At 67.2% G+C, this 19,961-nt stretch carries 18 protein-coding genes; 10 read left to right on the top strand and 8 right to left on the bottom strand.

Annotated features, from left to right (window positions below; genetic code table 11):
* Window positions 1-121: 121 nt before the first annotated feature.
* Genes B9C43_RS57860 through B9C43_RS41600 form a run of 4 tightly spaced genes read right to left on the bottom strand, consistent with a single transcriptional unit; the run spans window position 122 to window position 4,118 of the window.
* Complete coding sequence (locus B9C43_RS57860) at window positions 122-2,515, bottom strand: NAD(P)/FAD-dependent oxidoreductase (RefSeq protein WP_200825930.1); 2,394 nt, start codon at window positions 2,513-2,515, stop codon at window positions 122-124.
* The gene (locus B9C43_RS41590; protein WP_033389138.1) at window positions 2,516-2,722 is read right to left on the bottom strand and encodes a ferredoxin; all 207 of its coding nucleotides are present in this window, start codon (window positions 2,720-2,722) and stop codon (window positions 2,516-2,518) included.
* On the bottom strand, window positions 2,719-3,324 hold the full coding sequence (locus tag B9C43_RS41595) for a ferric reductase-like transmembrane domain-containing protein (protein WP_084432931.1): 606 nt from the start codon (window positions 3,322-3,324) through the stop codon (window positions 2,719-2,721). The genes B9C43_RS41590 and B9C43_RS41595 overlap by 4 nt, the downstream gene beginning before the upstream one ends.
* Entirely contained in the window at window positions 3,321-4,118 is a 798-nt protein-coding gene (locus B9C43_RS41600) for a DUF4142 domain-containing protein (protein ID WP_051896895.1), read from the bottom strand. The genes B9C43_RS41595 and B9C43_RS41600 overlap by 4 nt, the downstream gene beginning before the upstream one ends.
* A gap of 280 nt (window positions 4,119-4,398) precedes the next feature.
* Between B9C43_RS41600 and B9C43_RS41605 the strand changes: the two genes are divergently transcribed.
* From B9C43_RS41605 to B9C43_RS41635, 7 genes are read left to right on the top strand one after another with little or no spacing between them, the layout of a single operon-like run.
* Window positions 4,399-4,923 carry a sigma-70 family RNA polymerase sigma factor gene (locus B9C43_RS41605; RefSeq protein ID WP_380144766.1) on the top strand — a complete coding sequence of 175 codons (525 nt, stop codon included), beginning with the start codon at window positions 4,399-4,401 and terminating at the stop codon, window positions 4,921-4,923.
* A 7-nt stretch (window positions 4,924-4,930) separates the two neighbouring features.
* The gene (locus B9C43_RS41610) at window positions 4,931-5,638 is read left to right on the top strand and encodes an anti-sigma factor family protein (protein WP_084432932.1); all 708 of its coding nucleotides are present in this window, start codon (window positions 4,931-4,933) and stop codon (window positions 5,636-5,638) included.
* A 55-nt stretch (window positions 5,639-5,693) separates the two neighbouring features.
* Entirely contained in the window at window positions 5,694-6,548 is an 855-nt protein-coding gene (locus B9C43_RS41615; RefSeq protein WP_084433127.1) for an AAA family ATPase, read from the top strand.
* Window positions 6,545-7,888: a vWA domain-containing protein gene (locus B9C43_RS41620; protein WP_084432933.1), complete on the top strand. Its 1,344-nt coding sequence runs from the start codon at window positions 6,545-6,547 to the stop codon at window positions 7,886-7,888. The genes B9C43_RS41615 and B9C43_RS41620 overlap by 4 nt, the downstream gene beginning before the upstream one ends.
* Window positions 7,888-8,955: a sensor histidine kinase gene (locus B9C43_RS41625; RefSeq protein ID WP_084432934.1), complete on the top strand. Its 1,068-nt coding sequence runs from the start codon at window positions 7,888-7,890 to the stop codon at window positions 8,953-8,955. The genes B9C43_RS41620 and B9C43_RS41625 overlap by 1 nt, the downstream gene beginning before the upstream one ends.
* Complete coding sequence (locus tag B9C43_RS41630; protein WP_084432935.1) at window positions 8,946-9,590, top strand: response regulator; 645 nt, start codon at window positions 8,946-8,948, stop codon at window positions 9,588-9,590. The genes B9C43_RS41625 and B9C43_RS41630 overlap by 10 nt, the downstream gene beginning before the upstream one ends.
* A 44-nt stretch (window positions 9,591-9,634) precedes the next feature.
* A complete protein-coding gene (locus B9C43_RS41635; protein WP_160097064.1) occupies window positions 9,635-10,195 on the top strand; it encodes a histidine phosphatase family protein in 561 nt (186 codons plus the stop codon).
* On the opposite strand, the gene B9C43_RS41640 is transcribed toward B9C43_RS41635, so the two are convergent.
* Entirely contained in the window at window positions 10,167-11,594 is a 1,428-nt protein-coding gene (locus B9C43_RS41640; RefSeq protein WP_084432937.1) for an MFS transporter, read from the bottom strand. The genes B9C43_RS41635 and B9C43_RS41640 overlap by 29 nt on opposite strands.
* Before the next feature lie 101 nt (window positions 11,595-11,695).
* On the opposite strand from B9C43_RS41640, the gene B9C43_RS41645 reads away from it, so the two are divergent.
* Together B9C43_RS41645 and B9C43_RS41650 are read left to right on the top strand one after the other, a co-directional pair.
* On the top strand, window positions 11,696-12,535 hold the full coding sequence (locus tag B9C43_RS41645; protein ID WP_235039154.1) for a helix-turn-helix transcriptional regulator: 840 nt from the start codon (window positions 11,696-11,698) through the stop codon (window positions 12,533-12,535).
* Between the two features lie 59 nt (window positions 12,536-12,594).
* Window positions 12,595-13,488 carry a LysR family transcriptional regulator gene (locus B9C43_RS41650; protein WP_084432939.1) on the top strand — a complete coding sequence of 298 codons (894 nt, stop codon included), beginning with the start codon at window positions 12,595-12,597 and terminating at the stop codon, window positions 13,486-13,488.
* Window positions 13,489-13,521: 33 nt separating this feature from the next.
* On the opposite strand, the gene B9C43_RS41655 is transcribed toward B9C43_RS41650, so the two are convergent.
* From B9C43_RS41655 to B9C43_RS41665, 3 genes are all read right to left on the bottom strand, one after another.
* Window positions 13,522-14,706: a glycine C-acetyltransferase gene (locus B9C43_RS41655; protein ID WP_033389127.1), complete on the bottom strand. Its 1,185-nt coding sequence runs from the start codon at window positions 14,704-14,706 to the stop codon at window positions 13,522-13,524.
* Window positions 14,706-15,737, bottom strand: a complete 1,032-nt coding sequence (gene tdh / locus B9C43_RS41660; RefSeq protein WP_084432940.1) for an L-threonine 3-dehydrogenase — start codon at window positions 15,735-15,737, stop codon at window positions 14,706-14,708. The genes B9C43_RS41655 and tdh overlap by 1 nt, the downstream gene beginning before the upstream one ends.
* Before the next feature lie 109 nt (window positions 15,738-15,846).
* The gene (locus B9C43_RS41665) at window positions 15,847-18,987 is read right to left on the bottom strand and encodes a DPP IV N-terminal domain-containing protein (protein ID WP_084432941.1); all 3,141 of its coding nucleotides are present in this window, start codon (window positions 18,985-18,987) and stop codon (window positions 15,847-15,849) included.
* Between the two features lie 193 nt (window positions 18,988-19,180).
* On the opposite strand from B9C43_RS41665, the gene B9C43_RS41670 reads away from it, so the two are divergent.
* Window positions 19,181-19,837 (top strand): response regulator transcription factor, encoded by a 657-nt coding sequence (locus B9C43_RS41670; RefSeq protein WP_235039155.1) that lies wholly within the window; start codon window positions 19,181-19,183, stop codon window positions 19,835-19,837.
* Window positions 19,838-19,961 lie beyond the last annotated feature (124 nt).

Consider the following 19,961-nt stretch of genomic DNA (forward strand, 5'->3'; position numbering starts at 1 on the left):
GTGAAGCAGAACTTAAAAGGCCCCCTCGCAAGCGAGCGGTCGGGTTGCTCGCACACGAGGGGGCTTGCGCCGCGACGGCCGAGGGCCCGGCCGCCGCGGCATTGCTCGGCCAGCCGTGTCTCTAGCCGAACCCTCTGATCGCTTCTCCTGCCGGGAAGCGACTGTCTTCTGCGCCAGGCCGCGCGACTGGTTGCATCGACGGGAATGACGGGTGGTCCATGCCTGGCCGTGCGACGGGCTGCATCGATGGGAACGAAGGATGATCCATCAACGGCATAGGCGGACGCTGCACCGGACGCATCGCCGGGAACGACGGGTGTTCCATCATCGGTTCGTCGACCGGCCGCGCCACGGGCCGCATGTTCGGGAACGACGGGTGCTGGTTGGCCGGCATCGGCGGCACGGGTGGAAGCGGCTTGCGCTCCGCACGTTCCGGACGCCCCGCCCGACGCTGCCGTGACGGCGGCGGCGCGGGACGCATCGCGTCCGCGGGCGTGTCCGGCACCTCGATGTTCGGCATGGACAAGTTCGACAGCGACAGGTTGGGCGCCGACAGGATCGGAATCGCCGTGGTCGGCGGCAGAAGCGGCTCGGAACGCACCGGCGGGATCTGCTCGGTCATCGGACCGGGGTCGCCACCGCGCATCGGCGGTTCCGGCTTCGCATGCCTGCCAGACGGCTGGTCGACCGGCGGCATTCCCCGCCTCGACGGGGGCTCCACGGGTGGCAAGCCCCGCCTTGAAGGCGGTTCGACCGGAGGCATCCCGCGCATCGACGGGGGCTCCACCGGAGGCATGGCCCGCATCGAAGGCGGCTCCACTGGCGGCATCCCACGCATGGAAGGCGGCTCGACCGGAGGCAAACCACGACGCGACGGCGGTTCGACCGGAGGCATCCCGCGGATGGAGGGGGGCTCCATCGGCATGCCGCGCATGGAAGGCCGCTCCACCGGAGTCATCCCACGCATCGACGGCTGCGGCATGGGACCGGAGTTCATCGGCGCCGCCGCCCGCGGCATCGCGGGCATCGGACGCGACATCTGCGGCCGGTTCACCGGAGGCGGCACGGGCTGCATATTCCGGCCAGTCCCGGGCGGCGGCCCGGCCGGCGCTGGTGGCCGGGCCACCGGCTGCATCGCGGGCACGGACATCGACGGTCCGACGCGCGCGGGAGTCACAGCTGCCATCGCAGGGACCTGCGTCGGCATCTCCGCCAGGGTGTTCTGGCGGGCAGGCGGCGCTGGTGGCCGCTCGGCCGCTTGCGCGGCAACGGGTTCCGTGGCCGGCGCCTTGGACGGCATCGGCGCGACCGGGCGACGGCCCTTGGTCTCGGTGGGAACGGGCAGTTCCTCGTGCAGCTTCTCGGTCCACTTGATCATCGCGCGCGGCGTGTCCCAGCCGCAGACGCCGACCAGCTTGCCGTTGCGCACGTACCCGGTGACACCTGGCGTTCCGGGCGCGCCATCGGCCAGGTGCACGGTGTCCTTGCCGAGCGACGGGATACCGGCGATCTGCAGCCGGACACCGTACTGTCCGGACCAGACCCGCGGGATCGGCATGAACGGCGTGGCCTTGTCCCGGCCCAGCAACAAGTTCTCGGCCGCGTGCCGTCCCATTTCGACCGCGTTGATCCAGTGCTCGACGCGCCGGGGCGTGTCGTCGAACCGCAGGTTGGGCCAGCGGCCGCAGTCACCTGCGACGACGACGTCCTGCGCGCCCGCGGCGAACAAAGTGGACTCGCACAGCACGCCGTCCTCAAGGATGAGGCCGGATCCGCGCATCCACTCCACCGCTGGGATCGAACCGACAGCCATGATCACCGCGCCCGCGACCAGCAGCTGGCCGTCGGTGGTGTGCATCGCCACGGAGTCGTCGGCACAGATCCAATTACGGATGTCGGTGCCCATCGCCATCCGCACGCGGTGCTTGCGGTGCAGCTTGTCCACCGCGGCGGCGACGTCGTTGCCGAGGTTGCGCAGCGGGAACCGCGAACGACCGACCATGACCACGTCACGGCCCATCTTCCGGGCGCTCGCGGCGACGTCGCAGCCGATGTATCCGGTGCCGAGCACCACGATCGGCAGGTCGCTGCGGGCGATGACCTTCTTGACCGCCAGCGCCTCGTCCACAGTGCGCAGTGTGTGCACGCGTGGGCTGTGCCGCGGAACACCCTTGAGGTGCCTCGGTTCCACGCCCGTGGCGATGATCAGGCCGTCGTACTTGATCTCCTCGCCACCGGGCAAGTGCACGACTTTGCGCTGTGTTTCAAGCCGTTCCGCGCGGGTACCCAACCGCCAGCGTGCGCCGGTGTCGATGTGGCGCTGCAGGGTCAGGTCGGCCGGCCGGTCACTGCCTGCCAGCAAGTCCTTTGACACCAACGGTCGGTGGTACGGCCACCGCGGCTCGTCACCGATGATCACCAGCTCGCCGTCGTAGTCCAGTTCCCGCAGGCGTTCCGCGGCCCGTAAGCCCGCGACACCCGCTCCCACGATGACGATGCGTTCGAAGTCGGTCATCTAAACCCTGTCCACCCTGATGGCCTGCATGGGGCAGCAACGTGCAGCTGCGGCCGCCTGCTCGACCTGATCCTCTTCCGGTCTCTTCGTGTAGAAAAGCCGCCCGTCGGGGCTCAGCTCAAACAGGTCGGGTGCCTCCATCTGGCATATCGCGTACCGCTCACAGCGGTCGTTGTCCACTTTGACCCGTAGTCGACGACCTCTCATACCTGTTCCTCCACCAGACCGATCTGCACGAGCATTCGGGTGGGGACAAAACGCAGGATTGCGAGGGTCACAGTCGGGATCAGCAAAGTCAATCCCGCGAGCCACAGTACTGCAAGGTGTCCATTCGCCATCGCACCGAGGATCGAGTGCACGACCAAAAGCGGGAGCGCGGCGTAGGCCGTTCGGTGTACGAACTGCCAGCGACGGGACGAAGTCCAGCGGTGCAGTCCCGCGGTGATGAAGATGGCGATCATCAGTTCCAGGCCGAGGATCGCGATGGCGTAACGGAAGAACACACCATCGCCGAAAGGTATCGCGATCTGCGCGAACGTGAACGCGCCTTCGACGAAGAACAAGAAGCCCAAGGCGTGCACGATGCCGAAGGTGATCGTCAGTGTGGCGAGCACCATATGCCCGGCACGCAAGGTCTTGCGCTCACCGAACCGCCGTGCCCAGCCGGTCTTGGTGAGGATTCCCCAGCAGATCGTCAAGCACATCAACGCATACGCGGCGCGAGCCGAGACCGCGGCGACGCTGCGCAGACCTTCGTCCGCGGTGCCGCCAACTGCGAGAACGACCGTGTCGGTCACTGACTGAATCACCGTGCGTATTCCTTGTCCACAAACAACCGGGTGCGCGTCCCGCCGCCGCCTCCGCCGCCTCCGCGAGGATCGTCGCGGCGGTCGTCGTCTTCTTCGTCGTCCTGGCTGGGCGCCTGATACGGCCTGCGCCGCTTGTTCCGGCTAGTGGCAAGCCACAGCAGGAAAACCGTCAGCGCGACCAGCAGCGGCACCAGGATCACCGCGACGACCATGTCGGTGCCTTCGGCGTCCGACGACAACTTCAACGGTGTCGGGTCAGCCAGGTTGGCGAAGTCCACATTGTTGGTGCTCTCGAGGATCGTCATGTGCTTCATGACGACCGTGTTCGCTGTGGTGGCGAACTTGCGGATCTCCGGGTCCTCGGTCTCCGCGCGGACCTGAGCGATCAGCGGGAAGATCATCCCGTGCGCGGAGCGCAACCGCATCGCCCAGACGGAGTCAAACTGCGCTCCGGTCGATGTGGCCATTTCGGTGAGCCAGCTCTTCTGTGCGTCGTTCGGCTCAGCGGGCAACGGGTGTGCGTACAGCGAAGCGACCCGGCGTACTTCCTGGTCCAGGACAGCGTGATCGGTCATCAGAGTGCGACCGACCTCTTGCACCTTGGGATCCGAGGAACGTTCCTGCGCCATCTCACCTGCTGGCATCTCCCACAGGCCGGCTAACCGGACCTTGGTGAGCAACTCACCGTCGAGAGCCGTCAGCGGCGGGGTTCCCGGTTGCGCGGTCGCGACCGCCTGACCCGCCATGAACAGCGTGATCAGCAAGAACACCAGCGACGCGAGGGTTCGTTTCACGGCGTCCTTCCTTGTCTCTCCGGGCGTCCGCGATGGACGGACGCGATAAGCGACGTTGCTGGAAAAGGCCGTGCTGGGTCCACAGAGGAAAGTCTCCTGTCCCGGCGGGCCCACGGGTGCGTCCTGGCGGGGCACCTGGTTTACGCCTTCACCGATGGATACGGGCGGGGTTGCCGGGTGGTTCAAACAAAAATTCCGCAACGATTTGGCACTGGACGGACAACGGCCGCCACACCAGGATGTCACCGTGGGACGCCACAGCCATTCCGCAAGAGCCCTACTGGGTGACGAGCTACGCCGTCACGGGCATACCGAAGAAGACCTGGCCACCGCGCTGTACCGGGACTTCGGCACGCCCTTGATGGCGTTCGCGCTCAAGCTGACCGGCAACGACCGGCACTGGGCGGAGGACGTCGTGCAGGAAACCCTGATCAGGGCTTGGCGCAACGCCGAGAAGCTGGACCGCAGCCCGGACATGCTGCGTGCCTGGCTCTACACAGTCGCCCGGCGAATCGTCATCGATGGCAGGCGCAGCCGGAAGGCCAGGCCTCAGGAAGTCGAGGAGCCGGACGCCAACTCGGTCGGCGTGCCCGACGAATCCGACCGCACCCTGAGTGCGATGGTCGTATACGACGCGTTGCGGGTGTTGTCCGAGGATCAGCGCGAAGCGATCATGCAGACCTATCTACGTGACCGCACGGTTAATGACGTAGCCGAGACACTGGGCGTTCCTCCGGGTACGGTCAAGTCGAGGCTGTACCACGCGGTCCGTGCATTGAGGCGCGCGCTGCGCGATCGGGGGTGAGTCGGGAATGGTGCATGCGTCAGGTCATGTCGACATAGCCGCGTACATTCTCGGCGCGCTCGACGAGCCCGACAACGCGGCGTTCGAGGAGCACTTGCTCGACTGCCCCAGGTGTCAGCTGGACTTGGTCGAGCTGCAGGATGTCCCGGACCTGCTGGACAAGGTCAAGCACGACGCGCCCGCGTTGCTCGTGCCTGTGCCTGGCCCGCAGGTGCTGTCCTCGCTGCTCGAGGAGGCCAGCAAATCGCGCCACCAGCGTCGCCGCAGGCAGTGGTTCGCCGCGGCGGCCGCGTCGTTCCTGATCGTCGCCGCTCCCGTCGTCACGATCGTGGCGACCAGCGGAGATCCAGTGCCCATCGCCGCCAACCCGCCGTTGAACGTCAGGATCGAGCAGCCTGCGCCGACGACGAGCGACTCGCCCCAGATCCTCAACGGGGTCGGCGGCGAGATGGACGCCAACGTGACCATGTTGTCGCAGGACTGGGGCACGCAGGTGTCCATCGAACTGCGCGGCGCGGTCGGTCCGCGCAAGTGCGAGCTGGTGGCCGTGTCCACGCGTGGCCTGACGGAGACCGTCACCAACTGGCTGGTCCCGCCCGGCGGGCGCAATGAGCCGCTCAAGCTCAGCGGTGGCACGACATTTCAGCCAGGCGAGATAGCGCGGCTGGAAGTACGGGACGACAAGGGTCAGATCCTGCTGTCTGTGGATGGCTGAGGGCATCGACCGGTTAACCTGAGTGAGCAAGCGCTCACTCAGGAGGACGCCGGTGTTGTTCGACTCCGTTGACGAGGTCGCCCAGCGGCTGGCTGGTGCCGGCTACCTGACGTCGACCGCGATCGCGACCACCGTCTTCCTCGCCGACCGGCTCGGCAAGCCGCTGCTGGTGGAGGGACCGGCCGGGGTCGGCAAGACCGAGCTGGCGCGTGCCGTGGCCACCGCGACCGGCTCGCAGCTGGTGCGTTTGCAGTGCTACGAGGGCATCGACGAGGCCCGCGCGCTGTACGAGTGGAACCACGCCAAGCAGCTGCTGCGGATCACCGCGGGCCGTGACGAAGGCTGGCACGAAGCGCGCGCGGACATCTTCACCGAGGAGTTCTTGCTGCCCAGGCCGTTGCTGACGGCCATCCGCAACCCCGAGCCGACGGTGCTGCTGATCGACGAGACCGACAAGGCGGACGTCGAGATGGAGGGCCTGCTGCTGGAGGTCCTCGGCGACTTCCAGGTCACGGTGCCGGAGCTGGGCACGATCACCGCGACACGCAAGCCGTTCGTGGTGCTGACGTCGAACGCCACCCGCGAGCTTTCCGAGGCGTTGAAGCGCCGTTGCCTGTTCCTGCACATCGACTTTCCCGAGGCCGATCGGGAGCTGGAGATCGTGCGGATGCAGGTGCCCGAGGTCTCCGAGGTCCTTGCGGCGTCCCTGGTCCGCGTGATCGGTGCGCTGCGGGCGCTGGAGCTGCGGAAATCACCGTCGATCGCGGAGACGATCGACTGGTCGCGGACCTTGCTGGCGCTCGGCGCGGACCACCTGGACGAGTCGGTCGTGCACACCACCCTCGGGGTCGTGTTGAAGTACGAGGCCGACCGCAAGCGCGCGGTCGCCGAACTCAAGGTCTTCGGATGAGCGTGCCGGAGCGCCTCGTGGGGTTCGTCGAGGCGCTGCGGGAACACTCGATCCTGGCCGGTCCGGGCGAGACGGTCGACGCCGCGCGCGTGCTGGCCGTGCTCGGGATGGACGACCGGGAACGGGTCCGGGAAGGCCTGGCGGCTGCTTTGCTGCGCCGGTCCGGTCAGCGAACCGTGTTCGACCAGGTCTTCGACCTGTACTTCCCGGGTTCGGTGGGTGGCCCGGTTGATGAGCCAGGGGATCTGGAGTCGCTGCGCGAGCAGCTCGTGCAGGTGTTGGCGGCCGGGTCCGCGGCCGAGCAACAAGCGCTCGCGCAAGCGGCGATCGAGGCGTTCGGCCGCTTCGGCGAGGGCACGCAAGGCGCGGGCGGCTGGTCGGCGTATCAGACCTTGCAGCGACTGCGGCCGGAAACACTGCTGGTCAGGGTCCTGGCGGCGCTCGGGGCCGAGGACCCCGGGTTCATGGCGGATGTCCGCCGCGACGAGATCCGCAGGCGGATCGGCGAGTTCCGCAGGATGGTCGAGACGGAGGCACGGCGCCGGACGGCCGAGTTGCGCGGCCGGGAGACCGTCGCCCGAAACGCCGTCGCGCCGCCGTCGGATCGGGTCGATTTCCTCACCGCGGGCCGCGCGCAACTCGCGGATATGCGTCGCGCGATCTATCCGCTGTCCCGAAAACTTGCCACTCGGCTGGCCGCTCGCAGGCGCCGGGCACGGCGTGGCGAGATCGATGTGCGCCGCACGTTGCGGCGCTCGATCGCCTTCGGTGGCGTGCCCATCAAGCCTGCGTACCGGCATCATCGGCCTGGCCGCCCTGAGCTGGTGCTGCTGTGCGACATGTCCGGGTCGGTGGCCGGGTTCGCGAACTTCACACTTCTTCTCACGCAGGCGCTGCGCGATCAGTTCAGCAAGGTCAGGGCGTTCGCGTTCGTGGAGACCACCGACGAGGTCACGCACCTGGTCAAGGCGGGCGCCGAGGACCCGGCCGGGCTGGCCACCCGGATCCACCAGGAAGCCAGGCTGACCCGGTGGGACGGCCACAGCGACTACACGCACTCGTTGCAGGTGTTCGTCGACGAATGGCTCGATGCGGTCGGGCCGCGGACCTCGGTGCTGATCCTGGGCGACGCCCGCAACAACGGTGGCGATCCGAACCTGCCAGCGCTGCGCCGGATCGCGCAGAATGCCCGCCGCACATACTGGCTGAACCCAGAAGCACAACGATTGTGGTCGACCGGGGACTCCCTCGCGCACGAGTACGCGAGCGTCGTCGAGATGCACGAATGCCGGACCGTGCACCAGTTGTCCGAGCTGATCACACGATTGCTGCCGGTCTGATGGTCCGGCGTTGGGTCCGGTTGATCGTCGGGCTGATGATCGGCGCGTGGCTGGCCTTGGCCGAGCTGTTGTACGTCGCGATCAGGTGGCCGCGCGGATGGGCCAGGTCGCTGACCGAGGTGGAACGCCGCAGGTTGGCGCGGTGGCACGACGTCGAAAGCTCCTCTGATTACGACGATCGCGCCGCCGTGAAGTACCTGGCGCTTCGGTCGCTGGTCGGATTGCTCGGCGGCGGGACGCTGCTCCTGCTTCTCTACGGGGTCGGCGTCGCGGGGATCGCCGTGCGGCAGCTGGCCGTCGGGGAAATGGAACTGCTGGACTTGGTCGCCGTCGTCCCGCTCGGCCTGATCCTGCTGTTCGTCGGCATCCAGGGGCTCCTCGGCGTGACCGCCCTGGAGAGGACCTTGGCGCTGCGCTACCTCGGCCCGAGCGAGCAGGAGCTGTTGCGGCGGCGGATCACCGAATTGGCCACCAGCCGGGCCGGGGTGGTCGAAGCGGTCGACGCCGAGCGCCGCCGGATCGAACGCGACCTGCACGACGGCGTCCAGCAGCGGCTCGTCGCGTTGGCCATGCTGCTGGGCCGGACCCGGCGCCGCCCGGTGGCCGACCGGGACGACCTGCTGGCCCAGGCGCATGACGAGGCTCAGGAGATCCTGAACGACCTGCGGGACGTGGCGTGGCGCGTCTACCCGACCGTCCTGGACAACCTGGGCTTGGAGGAAGTCCTCGCCGGGGTGGCCGAACGCGCCGGAATCCCTGTGAAGCTGAACTTCACCGTCCCGGATCGTTTGCCTGCTCAGCTGGAAACGGCGGCGTACTTCGTCGCGTCCGAAGCGGTCACCAACGCGGCCAAACACTCCCGGGCCGACCTGGTCACGATCGAGGTGGCCGGCCGCGAGAACATGGTGGTCGTGCGGATCACTGACAACGGGATCGGCGGCGCCGACACGAGCGGAAGCGGCCTGTCCGGCCTCGCCCGCCGGGTGGCCGCACTGGACGGCCACCTCACCGTGACCAGCCCGGCAGGCGGCCCGACCGTCGTGACCGCGGAGTTCCCGTGCGGATAGTGCTGGCCGAGGATTCGACCCTGCTGCGCGAAGGCCTGGTCCGCCTACTGGCTGAGGAAGGCCACGAGGTCGTCGCCGCGGTCGGCGACGGCGCCGCGCTCGTCGATGCGGTCGCTGCCGAGCAGCCCGACGTGTGCGTTGTGGACGTGCGCATGCCGCCAACACATACCGACGAGGGCCTGCGGGCGGCGTTGGAAATCCGCGAGCGCTGGCCGGAGATCGGTGTGCTCGTGCTGTCCCAGTACGTGGAGAAGCGCTACGCCACCCAGTTGATCACTTCCGACGCGGGCGCGGTCGGCTACCTGTTGAAGGACCGGGTCGCCCAAGTCGGCGAGTTCCTCGACGCCCTCGACCGTGTCGGCGCGGGCAACGCGGCCTTCGACCCGGAGGTCGTCCGGCAGTTGCTGGCGCGCACCACGCACACCGATCCGCTGTCCCGTCTGACATCTCGCGAGGTAGACGTCCTCAGACAAATGGCGGAAGGCTATACAAATGACAGAATCGCCAGCTCACTGCACATCTCTCGAAGCGCTGTCGAAAAGCACGTGAACTCGATCTTCGACAAGCTCGACCTGGCGCGCAGCACCGGCTACAGCCGCCGAGTACTGGCCGTACTGCGGTACCTCGGTTCCTGAAATCACACGCCAGCCCTGGTGAACCCTCACTACGGTTAAGTCACGTGACGATCTATCTCGCGAGGCACGGGCAGACCGCGTACAACTCCACCGGGCGGTTCCAGGGGCAGCTGGACGTCCCGCTGGACGAAACCGGGCTCCTGCAGGCCAAGGAACTGGCCGTCAAGGTCGCCGACCTGGGCCTGGTGGCGCTCTGGTCGAGCCCGCTGGCCAGGGCAAGGCAGACCGCCGAGGCGGTGTCGGCCCACATCGGCCTGCCCATCCAGTTCGACGACCGGCTGCAGGAGACCGACACCGGGATCTGGACCGACCGGCTGGTCGAGGACTTCGCCACCCAGGACCCCGACGGCTACCAGGGCTGGATCTCGGGCGCGGCGGACTTCGGCTTCGAGGGCGGCGAGACGTTCGCGGAGCAGACCGAACGCGTGATGGCCGCCCTCTCCGAGATCGAGCAAGGACCACGCCCGGCTCTCGTGGTGTGCCACGGCATGTCGATGCGGCTGGCCTTGGCTCGTCGCGCGGCCGACACGTTCTCCACGAGCACGGGCATTCCGAACACTGCTGTGGTCGAGTTTCCTAGCGCGGATCCGGCAAGCGCCGGCTGAACAAACAGACCATCACCGCGACGACCGCTTGGACCGCCATCACTGTGGCGAACGCGTCACGCATCCCGAGCACGTCCGGCTCACTGAGCCACAGGAACAACGAACCGAGGGTGGCGACGCCGAGCGCGATGCTCACCTGTTGGACCGTGACCAACGATCCGCTTCCGACGCCCGCGCTTTCCGCGGGGACCCGTGACAGAACCACCCGGAACAAGGTGGTCACCATCAGGCCCTGGCCGAAACCGGTGACCACCATGGCCGGTGCCAGGCTGAGCACGGTCACATCCGGCCACGCCACGAGAATCGTCGCTATCGCGATGACGACACCGGTCCCCTGGATCGCCGCGCCGACCGTGATCACTCCCCGCCCGAACCGGCTGACCAACCGGCTTGAGATCAACGACGCGACGAGGAACGACACGGCCATGGGCGCAATGGCGAGGCCAGCGGCAAGTGGCCCGTAGCGCAGGCCATCCTGCAGGGTTATCGCCGCGACGAACGTGAACGCGCCGTACGCCAAGAAGAACGGCCCGCTTAGCAACAGACCGCGCTTGATGCTTGGCATCCGCAGAACGGACGGTGGAAGCAATGCGATCCGTCCGGCGCGTTCGATTCTCCGTTCCACCATGACGAGGGCGGCGAACAGAACCGGACTGGCCGCGAGCAGCAGCCATGTCCACAATGGCCAGCCGATCGTCCGGCCTTCGGTCAACGGCACCAGCAGCGTGAACAATCCGAGGCCGAGCAGTGCCGTGCCCGCCAGGTCCAAAGTGGCCGGATTGGCCGACCTGGTCTCCGGGATGCGCCGGACCAGCACCAGCCCCAACAGTCCAATGGGGACGTTCACGAGGAAGATCGGCCGCCAGCTCATGCCCGCGATGTCTGCGGCGAGCAGCACGCCACCCAGCAGCTGGCCCAAAATCATGGCCATCCCGGCGTTGGCGCCGTACAACCCGAGCGCCCGGGAGCGGTGCTCGTCGGTCGTGGTGGCTTGGATGGTGGAAAGGACCTGCGGGAGCATCAACGCGGCCGCGGCGCCCTGCGCGATTCGGGCCGCCACCAGCACGCCCGCGGTCGGCGCGAGGCCACAGGCCAATGAAGTGATCGTGAAAGACACCAGGCCGAACTTGAAGAGGCGCTTACGACCGTAGGTGTCCCCGAGGCGCCCGCCGAGGACCAGCAGCACGCCGTACGCGATGCCGTACCCAGCGACGACAAGCTCCAGCATGGTGGCCGAAGCGTTCAGGGTCCGGTCGATGGTCGGCAGGGCCACGTTGACGATGAAGAAGTCGAGAATCGGTAAGAACGCGCCCAGCAGGAGCGTGATCAGCCCCGCCGTCGTCAGCCTCGCGGCGTCGACCGGCGCCGTGGTGGTGCGCCGGAGAGTGGGTGTCGTCATGAAATCCACTCTTCGCCTGGTCATAGCCTGGTACCAGAGTGTGGTTATCCAGGTATGTCCACTACCTGGTAACAGGATCGATTGGCGGGCATCCTGGTGTCGTGACCTCCCCGACCCTGGTCAAGACACCCGATGACGTGCGGCGGCGCGAACTGGCCGCGTTCCTGCGCAGCCGCAGGGAACGCATCAGTCCGGAAGAGGTGGGCCTGCCGCCGGGTGGCCGACGCCGTACGCCAGGTCTGCGGCGCGAGGAGGTCGCGCAGCTCGCCGGGGTCGGCGTGACCTGGTACACGTGGCTCGAGCAAGGTCGCGATATCCGCGCATCCGATCAGGTGCTCGCCGCACTCGCCGACACGCTCCGGCTGGACGCGCACGAACGCTCACACATGTTCACGCTCGCCGGATCGACGCGCCCGGTCGAACCGAGCGAATGCCGGGCGCTGACTCCTCAGATGCACGAGATCCTCCAGCAGCTGCACCCCCTTCCAGCTGGCGTGTTGAACGGGCGAATGGACATCCTCGGCTGCAACCCTGCTTACGAGTGGGTCTTCGGCCTGGAGGACATCCCCTTCGAGGACCGCAACGCGATGCTGCTGTTGTTCGTTCGTCCCGGCTGGCGCGACCGGCTGCTCGACCGGGCCGAAACGATGCCCCGGGCGGTGGCGCAGTTCCGCGCGTCGATGGCCGGGCATGTCGCCGACAAGAACTGGAAATGCCTGGTCCGCGAGCTGCGGGCGAAGTCACCGGACTTCGAGTCGCTGTGGAGCAGGCACGAGGTGCGCTGGATGGACAACATGACCAAACGGTTCGACCACCCCGAAGCCGGGCTGCTGGAGTTCAACTACACGAACCTGTGGTTCGGGCCGCGCAGCGAGACCAGGCTGTGCACGTTCACTCCCTCCACACAGGACACGTGGGACAAGCTGCGCGCCCGGTTCTGATCGTTTCGGCACAGCTGGGCTGTTCCCAGGCACGACCGCCAAGGATGGAGAATGGTCGTGTGATCGACCCTCGACGGCTGCGGGTGCTACGAGCGCTGGCAGACCACGGGACAGTAACCGCTGCGGGTGAGGCGCTGCACCTCACGCCGTCCGCGGTGTCGCAGCAACTGGCCGCGCTCGAATCCGAGACCGGTCAGGAACTCCTGCGCCGACGCGGCCGGCGCGTGTCGCTGACGCCTGTCGGCGAATTGCTCGTCGAACACGCCAACGCGGTCGCGGCCGAGTTGGAACGCGCGCAGGCCACGCTCGCGTCGTTCGCCACCGGCACCAGGGGGCGCGTCGAACTGGCCAGCTTCGCGTCGGCCATCACCCAGGTGGTCGCTCCGACGATCCGCAAGCTCCGCTTCTTCGCCCCGGACATCACCGTGGTCGTCCGGGACGCCGAGGGCCACGCGAGCGTGCCACTGCTGCTGGACGGCGAGATCGACATCGCGATCACCGAGGACAGCCGCCAGAGCCCGCGCACCGACGACCCCCGGCTGATCCGGTATCCGCTGTACACCGAACCGTTCGACGTGGTCGTGCCAGAGCGCCACCGCCTGGCCGACCAGAAGACCATCAGCATCCGGGACCTCGGTGACGACGAAGACTGGATCGCGCCGCTGCCCGGCAACCCGTGTCGCGACATCGTCGAGGTCGCCGGGAACAACCCGCGCATCACGCACACGTCAGACGACTTCCGTGCGATCGTCGCGTTGGTCGCGGCAGGCGCGGGCGTCGCTTTGGTGCCACGCAACGCCTTCACCAAGACGCGTGGCGCGGTCCGGATCCCGGTCGGAGACGCGCCACCTGAGCGCCGCGTGTTCGTCGCCGTCCGACGTGGCAGCGACGAACACCCGCTGTTCAAGATGGTCTTGGGCGCTCTGATCGACGAGGCCCGCAACGGCGCCTAATGAAGTTTTCCTTCAAAGCCCAGCAGTCTTCGTTCAGCTGTCCAATTTGGCCCTTGCGGCGACGAACGCGTCGACTGCGCGGTTGACGTCGTCGGTCGAGTGCGCGGCCGACATCTGGGTGCGGATTCGGGCCTTGCCGTGCGGGACGACCGGATACGAGAAGCCGATCACGTAGATTCCCTGCTCCAGCAACAGATCCGCGAGCCTGCCCGCCAGCGCCGCGTCGCCGATCATCACCGGGATGATCGGGTGCTCGCCGGGCAGCAGGTCGAAGCCTTCCTCGGTCATCCGCGTCCGGAACAGCTTGGTGTTGTCGCGCAACCTGTCCAGCAGCTCACCCGACGAGCTGAGCAACTCCAATGCGGCCAGCGAGGCTGCCGTGATCGACGGCGCGAGCGAGTTCGAGAACAGGTACGGCCGCGAGCGTTGCCGCAGCATCTCTACGATCTCCGCGCGACCGGACACGTAACCACCGCTCGCGCCACCAAGGGCCTTGCCGAGCGTGCCGGTCATGACGTCGATCCGCTCGGTCACGCCGAACAGCTCGGGCGTGCCGCGACCGGTCGGCCCAGTGAAGCCGACAGCGTGCGAGTCGTCGACCATCACCAGGGCGTCGTATTTTTCGGCCAGGTCGCAAATTTGGTCCAGGGGCGCCAGATAGCCGTCCATGGAGAACACGCCGTCGGTCGCGATCAGCCGGTAGCGGGCGTCGGCGGCGTCCTTGAGCTGGCGCTCCAGGTCGTCCATGTCGCGGTTCTTGTAGCGGTAGCGGCGGGCCTTGCACAGCCGGACGCCGTCGATGATGGACGCGTGGTTGAGCTCGTCGGAGATCACCGCGTCCTGGTCGGTCAGCAGCGTCTCGAACAGCCCGCCGTTGGCGTCGAAGCAGGAGCTGTACAGGATCGTGTCGTCGGTGCCGAGGAACTCCGACAGCTTGCCCTCGAGTTGCTTGTGCGGCTGCTGGGTGCCGCAGATGAACCGGACCGAGGCCATTCCGAAGCCCCACTCGTCCAGCGCGTTCTTCGCCGCCTCGATCAGCGCCGGGTGGTCGGCGAGGCCGAGGTAGTTGTTGGCACAGAAATTGAGCACCTCGTCACCGGTACCGACCCGCACAGCCGCCCGCTGCGGGGTGCCGATCACCCGCTCGGCCTTGTAAAGGCCTGCCGCGCGGATCTCGTCCAGCCCGGCCCGCAGGCCCTCGCGCATCGCGCCGTACATCAGCTCTCCGTCCAATCCAGAATGACCTTGCCGCAGTTGCCGTCCCTGGCCGTGGCGAACGCCAGGTCGAATTCTTCGGCCTTGTACCGGTGGGTGATCACCGGCGTCAGATCAAGGCCCGCCTGCAGCAGCACCGACATCGAGTACCAGGTCTCGAACATCTCCCGGCCGTAGATGCCCTTGATGTGCAGCATCTTGAGCACGACCGTGCTGAAGTCGACGGGGAACTCGGCGGCGGGCAGGCCGAGCATCGCGATCCGGCCGCCGTGGGACATGTTGGCGATCATGTCGCGCATCGCGCTGGGCTGGCCGGACATCTCCATGCCGACGTCGAAGCCCTCGGACATGCCGAGCACGGACTGCGCGTCGGCGATCGAGGCATGGCGCACATTCAGAGCCAGGTCCACGCCGACCCGTTTGGCCAGCTCAAGCCGGTGGTCACTGACGTCGGTGATGGCGATGTTGCGGGCGCCGGCGTGCCGGGCGACGGCCGCGGCCATGATCCCGATCGGCCCGGCGCCGGTGATCAGCACGTCCTCGCCGATGACCGGGAACGACAGCGCGGTGTGCACGGCGTTGCCGAACGGGTCGAAAATCGCGGCCACATCCAGGTCCACCGGATTGCGGTGCACCCAGACGTTCAGCTCGGGCAGCACGGCGTACTGGGCGAAGGCGCCGTTGCTGTGCACCCCGAGGCCAAGGGTGTTGGCGCACAGATGGCGCCTGCCGGCCTTGCAATTGCGGCACTTGCCGCAGACCAGGTGGCCTTCCCCGCTGACCAGGTCACCGACTTTGACCGAGGTGACGGCCGCGCCGATCTCGACGACCTCGCCCGCGAACTCGTGGCCGGCCACGAGTGGCGTGCGGATGGTTTTCGCGGCCCAGTCGTCCCATGCGTCGATGTGCAGATCTGTGCCACAGATACCTGTGCGCAGTACGCGCACCACCACGTCGTTCGGGCCCGGTTCGGGGTCTGGGACGTCGGTGAACTCCAGGCCCGGGCCCTCGACCAGCTTGACGAGTGCCTTCATGCGGGCAGTGTGGACCCGGGCCTGTTGTGCAGTCCATCAGGACTTTCTGAACTCGCTTGTTAGCGCAGCTTGATTAGCCTCTCCGGTTGGACACTGACCTGCGGATCTGTCAATGGTCACAGCAGATGTGGTTCGCCCATTCGGGTTCGTGCCACCAGTGCCGCCGCTCGGCCGACGGCAACGGCGGCAGGACCTGGTTGACCACCCGGCCGTTCCCCTGAGCCTGGCCACCCGCAACAGCCTGGCCGATCCCAGCAGCCTGGCTGTTCTCCGCGGCCTGGCTGCTCTCAGGGGCCTGGCTGCGGAACGGCGCCAGCAACTCGTCCACGGTGTAGTGGACGCCGCCGAGGACCGTGCGCCGTACGGCGGCCGCCGCCTTGATGTCCGCCAGCGGGTTGCCGTCCACGAGCGCCAGGTCCGCAAAGGCGCCGGGTTTCAGCACACCGACCCGGTTCTGCAGGCCGAGCCAAAGCGCCGGGTTGCGCGTCGCGGTGATCAACGCTTCGCGCGGTGTGAACCCGTGCTTGACCATGGCCCGGAGGTTCTGGTGCAACGAGACAGCCACATTGTCGAGCGGAGCGTCCGTGCCACAGATGACCAGCCCGCCACCGCGGTGCACGCGGAGCACCATGTTGACGTTCGCCTCGAGCGCTTTCGCGTTGAACGACGCCCCTGGCGTGCCGATGAGGTTGATGTCGTTCTGCAGCCGGTCGTATTCCCATTGCGGGAAAAGGACTCTGGTTCGTTCGTCGGTGAACAGCGACTTGTCGTCGGCGTAAAGCACCTTGGAATTGAACAAAGTCGGCGTGACCGACATGCCCGATCGGGTGAAGAGCGTCACCGCGTCCTGATATGCCCGGCCGATCCGGCTGACCGTGTGCGAATACCCGAGCCGGTTGGTGGCGCCGGTGTGTTCCATCCCGTCCATACCGATGTTGGCGGCCGGGTACAGATAGTGCGACGAGAGCGGAAGACCGGCGGTATGCGCCGCCCGTACGACCATCTGCTGGTACTCGACCGGCATTCGGACATACGTCTTGATGAGGTCGTATTCCAGAGCGATGGCCCGGGACATCTCGAGGTCGAGTTGCTTGCGCGACAGCGTGGGGCGCATGAAGTTGTAGTAGATGCGCGATCCGTCGACCGCCTCGCCAGTGGCCAGAAATCGCGGCCCGATCTGGCTGCCGGATTCAAGCGACTCCCTGGTCTCCACCATCTGGTAAGCCGGATCACCAGGCGAGCGGGTGGTCGTGATGCCGTAACTGAGCCACAGCCTGCCCTGCCGGGCACCCCATTCCCGGCCACGCAAATGCCAATGCACATGCGCGTCGATCAACCCGGGCATCGCGACAAGCCCGCTGGCGTCAACGGTTTCCGCACCGGCGCGATGGGGCCGTATCTCGGCGATTCGCCCGCCCTCGATCACGATGTCAACGTCGTTGCGCAGCCGGTCCGATTCGCCGTCCCACACCGCGCCCGCGTGGATGATCGAGCGCTCCGGCGGACGTGGACGGCGCCAGGTCGTGGTGAGCCTGATCGTGCGCGGGCGTCCACCACTGATCCTGACCACGCGCAACTGCCCGTTGGACATGTACACCAACGAGTGAGAACCTTGCCAGGCAAGCGAATCGGTGACCTCGTCGGTGACCTGCCTCGGGTCGCCGATGAACTTGCCCGCCGCGTCCACCGGCGCGATCCAGGCGACGCTCTCCACCACGAACGCCAGGTACTTGCCATCGGGAGACCACAGTGGACCGTCGTAGCCCCTGGTGGCCAGCGAGCGGAACGGCATCGGCTCGGTGTACCTGAGTTCACCGCTGCGCAGGTCCACCGTCAGGATTTGGCTTGTGCCCTCACGGAAACGCCGGGAGAACGGCTTGACCGCGGCCAGCACGATCACGTTGCCGTCGGGCGACCAACTCGGCCGCCCCGGCTGGAACAACTCGGGCGTGACCTTCTGGACGTTGCCTGTGGCCACCTCAAGTGTCCACAATGCACCGCCCTGGTCGATGTAGGCGACCTTGCGCCCGTCCGGCGACCACCGTGGCATTGTCTGGGCGCCCGGCAGCGAGGTCAGGACAGTGTCCTTGCCACTGGCCAGGTCCCGCACCCACAGGTCAGCGGTGCCTAGCCGGTCGCTCGCGTACAGCAGGCTCTTGCCGTCAGGCGAGAAATCCGGATCGGCGTTGAAGTAGTCGTCGCTGACGATCCGCTTTGGTGTCCCCCCAGTACTTGACACCAGGTACAGCGCATTCAGCGCCCGGTAAGCGATCTGCGTGCCGTCCGGCGACACGACCGGGCTGACGATCCCGCGCACCGGCATAGGCGCCGGCGAGCCCAGATCCCGCACGCGGTGCCGGTAATTACGCCGGGCGACAGAAACGCCTGCCTCGATTGGGATGTCCTTGACCGCTTCACCGGAGCGGCGACGGATGCGGCCGTCAGCCACGTAAAGGACGTCCTGGCCGGACCACGAGGCGGCGAAGCCGAAGACGTCTTCGTCGCGCGTGAGTTGTTGGTCGCCCAGCATCAGGTGCGCGTCCGCGCCGCGTAGCCGCATGTAGCTGGGCGTCTGTCCGTCGGGCCCGAAAGCCGGGCCGAAAAATCGGTCCACCCCAGTGGCCGTGATGAGTCGTTTCCGCTCGCCGGTCGCGACCGTCACGGAGTCGATCGCGGTGTCGTTGACAGTGAAGACAAGGCGCTGCCCGTCCGCCGACCACTTCGGCGCCGCTTCCTCGTCAGGCGTCGTGGTCACCGCGGTGATCGCGCCGGACGCCAGGTCGAGCAGCCAGATTCCGTAGCTTCCGTCCCGGTCGCTGCTGAACGCCAGGCGTTTGCCGTCCGGCGAGAAGGCCGGTTCGCGGTAGTCGAACGTGCCGCTGGTCAGTTTGCGCGGCCTGCCACCGTCCGCGTCGATGACGTAGAGATGGAAGTTGCCGTCGCGGTACGACTGGAACGCGATCTGTTTGCCGTCTGGCGACCAGGACGGCAGAGTCGCGTCCTGCAGGTCATCGGTCAGCCGTTTCGCCCGTCCCCCAGTCGCGGGCACCACCCAGATCCCGGTCACCAGGTCGATCACAATGCGTTTGCCGTCCGGCGACAGCGCGGCGGACATGTTCGTGCCCTCGCGTAAGACAACCTGGCCGTCCGGCGCTGCCATCGCAGTCGCCCCGCTCGCGAGAGTCAGCCCCGCAGCGACCTGGCCGCTGCGCAAAAGAAGTTCCCGACGTGTTACGCCCTCAGGTGACATATTTACCTCCCTCGGGCAACTATGCCGTGCCAGATGATCCGAGTCCATCAGTGTTGACCACACGGCGGGTATCCGCCGTTACAGAGCGCTAAGCTCGAACAGGCCACAGGGAGGTGGGCATGAACGACCGGGGCACCGGGCGATACACAGTGGACAGTGAGCGAGTTGCCGTCGGCGCGGGCAGGATGGAAAGGTGAACCGGAAGGCGGTGCCGCGACTGCTGATCGTGGCCGACGACCAAGAACTCATCTCCCGGCTCGGCGAATTGCTGGACGGCGCCGGGTATTCCCACGACGTCGACCCGACCATGGCCAGGGCACTGGACTCGTACTATGACGTCGTCATCGTCGACCGGACCACGGAGAACCTGGAAAACCTCGCCGCGATGCGCCGCCAAGCGATGACGGCCCGCGCACTGGTCCTCTCCACGATCGGTTCGGACAAGGACCAAGCCGACGCGATGGCCGCGGGCGCGGACGACTACTTGCCCAAGCCTTTCCTGCCCGCGCGGCTGCTCGGGAAAATCCGCGGCTTGCTGCGCAGGCACATCGACAACGCCGAGACGATCCCGTTTGGCCGCGCGCAGCTGGATGTCCGCCGCTACGAAGTCGTCATGCCTCGCGGGAAACGGGTGTCGCTGTCAATACGCGAATTCGACCTGCTGCGCACGCTCGTGGCCCGGCCAACGGTGATCTACCCGAAGGCGGAACTGCGGACCCGGGTCTTCGGCACCGACGCCAGCGAGTCCACGGTGGACACTTACGTGTACTACCTGCGCAAGAAACTCGGCCAGGGCGTCGTCCGCTCGGTCTACCGCCTCGGCTACAAGGCCGGCGCCATCGCCCCCTGAAAACCCTTACCCACCACGGCAACCACGGCGCGGACCTCGGGCCGGCAAACGCCCACAACTCACATCCACCAAGATCACCAGCCCCCGGGCAGGGGCCCGCCCTCCCCAAGGGGGCAAAACGCCC

This window comes from Kibdelosporangium aridum, assembly GCF_900176515.1.
GTDB classification, from domain to species: domain Bacteria; phylum Actinomycetota; class Actinomycetes; order Mycobacteriales; family Pseudonocardiaceae; genus Kibdelosporangium; species Kibdelosporangium aridum.

Excerpts from the sequence above, each read along its gene's own strand:
- B9C43_RS57860 (WP_200825930.1), bottom strand. The coding sequence starts at position 2,515 with ATGACCGACTTCGAACGCATCGTCATCGTGGGAGCGGGTGTCGCGGGC.
- B9C43_RS41590 (WP_033389138.1), bottom strand. The coding sequence starts at position 2,722 with ATGAGAGGTCGTCGACTACGGGTCAAAGTGGACAACGACCGCTGTGAG.
- B9C43_RS41610 (WP_084432932.1), top strand. The coding sequence starts at position 4,931 with ATGGTGCATGCGTCAGGTCATGTCGACATAGCCGCGTACATTCTCGGC.
- B9C43_RS41620 (WP_084432933.1), top strand. The coding sequence starts at position 6,545 with ATGAGCGTGCCGGAGCGCCTCGTGGGGTTCGTCGAGGCGCTGCGGGAA.
- B9C43_RS41625 (WP_084432934.1), top strand. The coding sequence starts at position 7,888 with ATGGTCCGGCGTTGGGTCCGGTTGATCGTCGGGCTGATGATCGGCGCG.
- B9C43_RS41640 (WP_084432937.1), bottom strand. The coding sequence starts at position 11,594 with ATGACGACACCCACTCTCCGGCGCACCACCACGGCGCCGGTCGACGCC.
- B9C43_RS41655 (WP_033389127.1), bottom strand. The coding sequence starts at position 14,706 with ATGTACGGCGCGATGCGCGAGGGCCTGCGGGCCGGGCTGGACGAGATC.
- tdh (WP_084432940.1), bottom strand. The coding sequence starts at position 15,737 with ATGAAGGCACTCGTCAAGCTGGTCGAGGGCCCGGGCCTGGAGTTCACC.
- B9C43_RS41665 (WP_084432941.1), bottom strand. The coding sequence starts at position 18,987 with ATGTCACCTGAGGGCGTAACACGTCGGGAACTTCTTTTGCGCAGCGGC.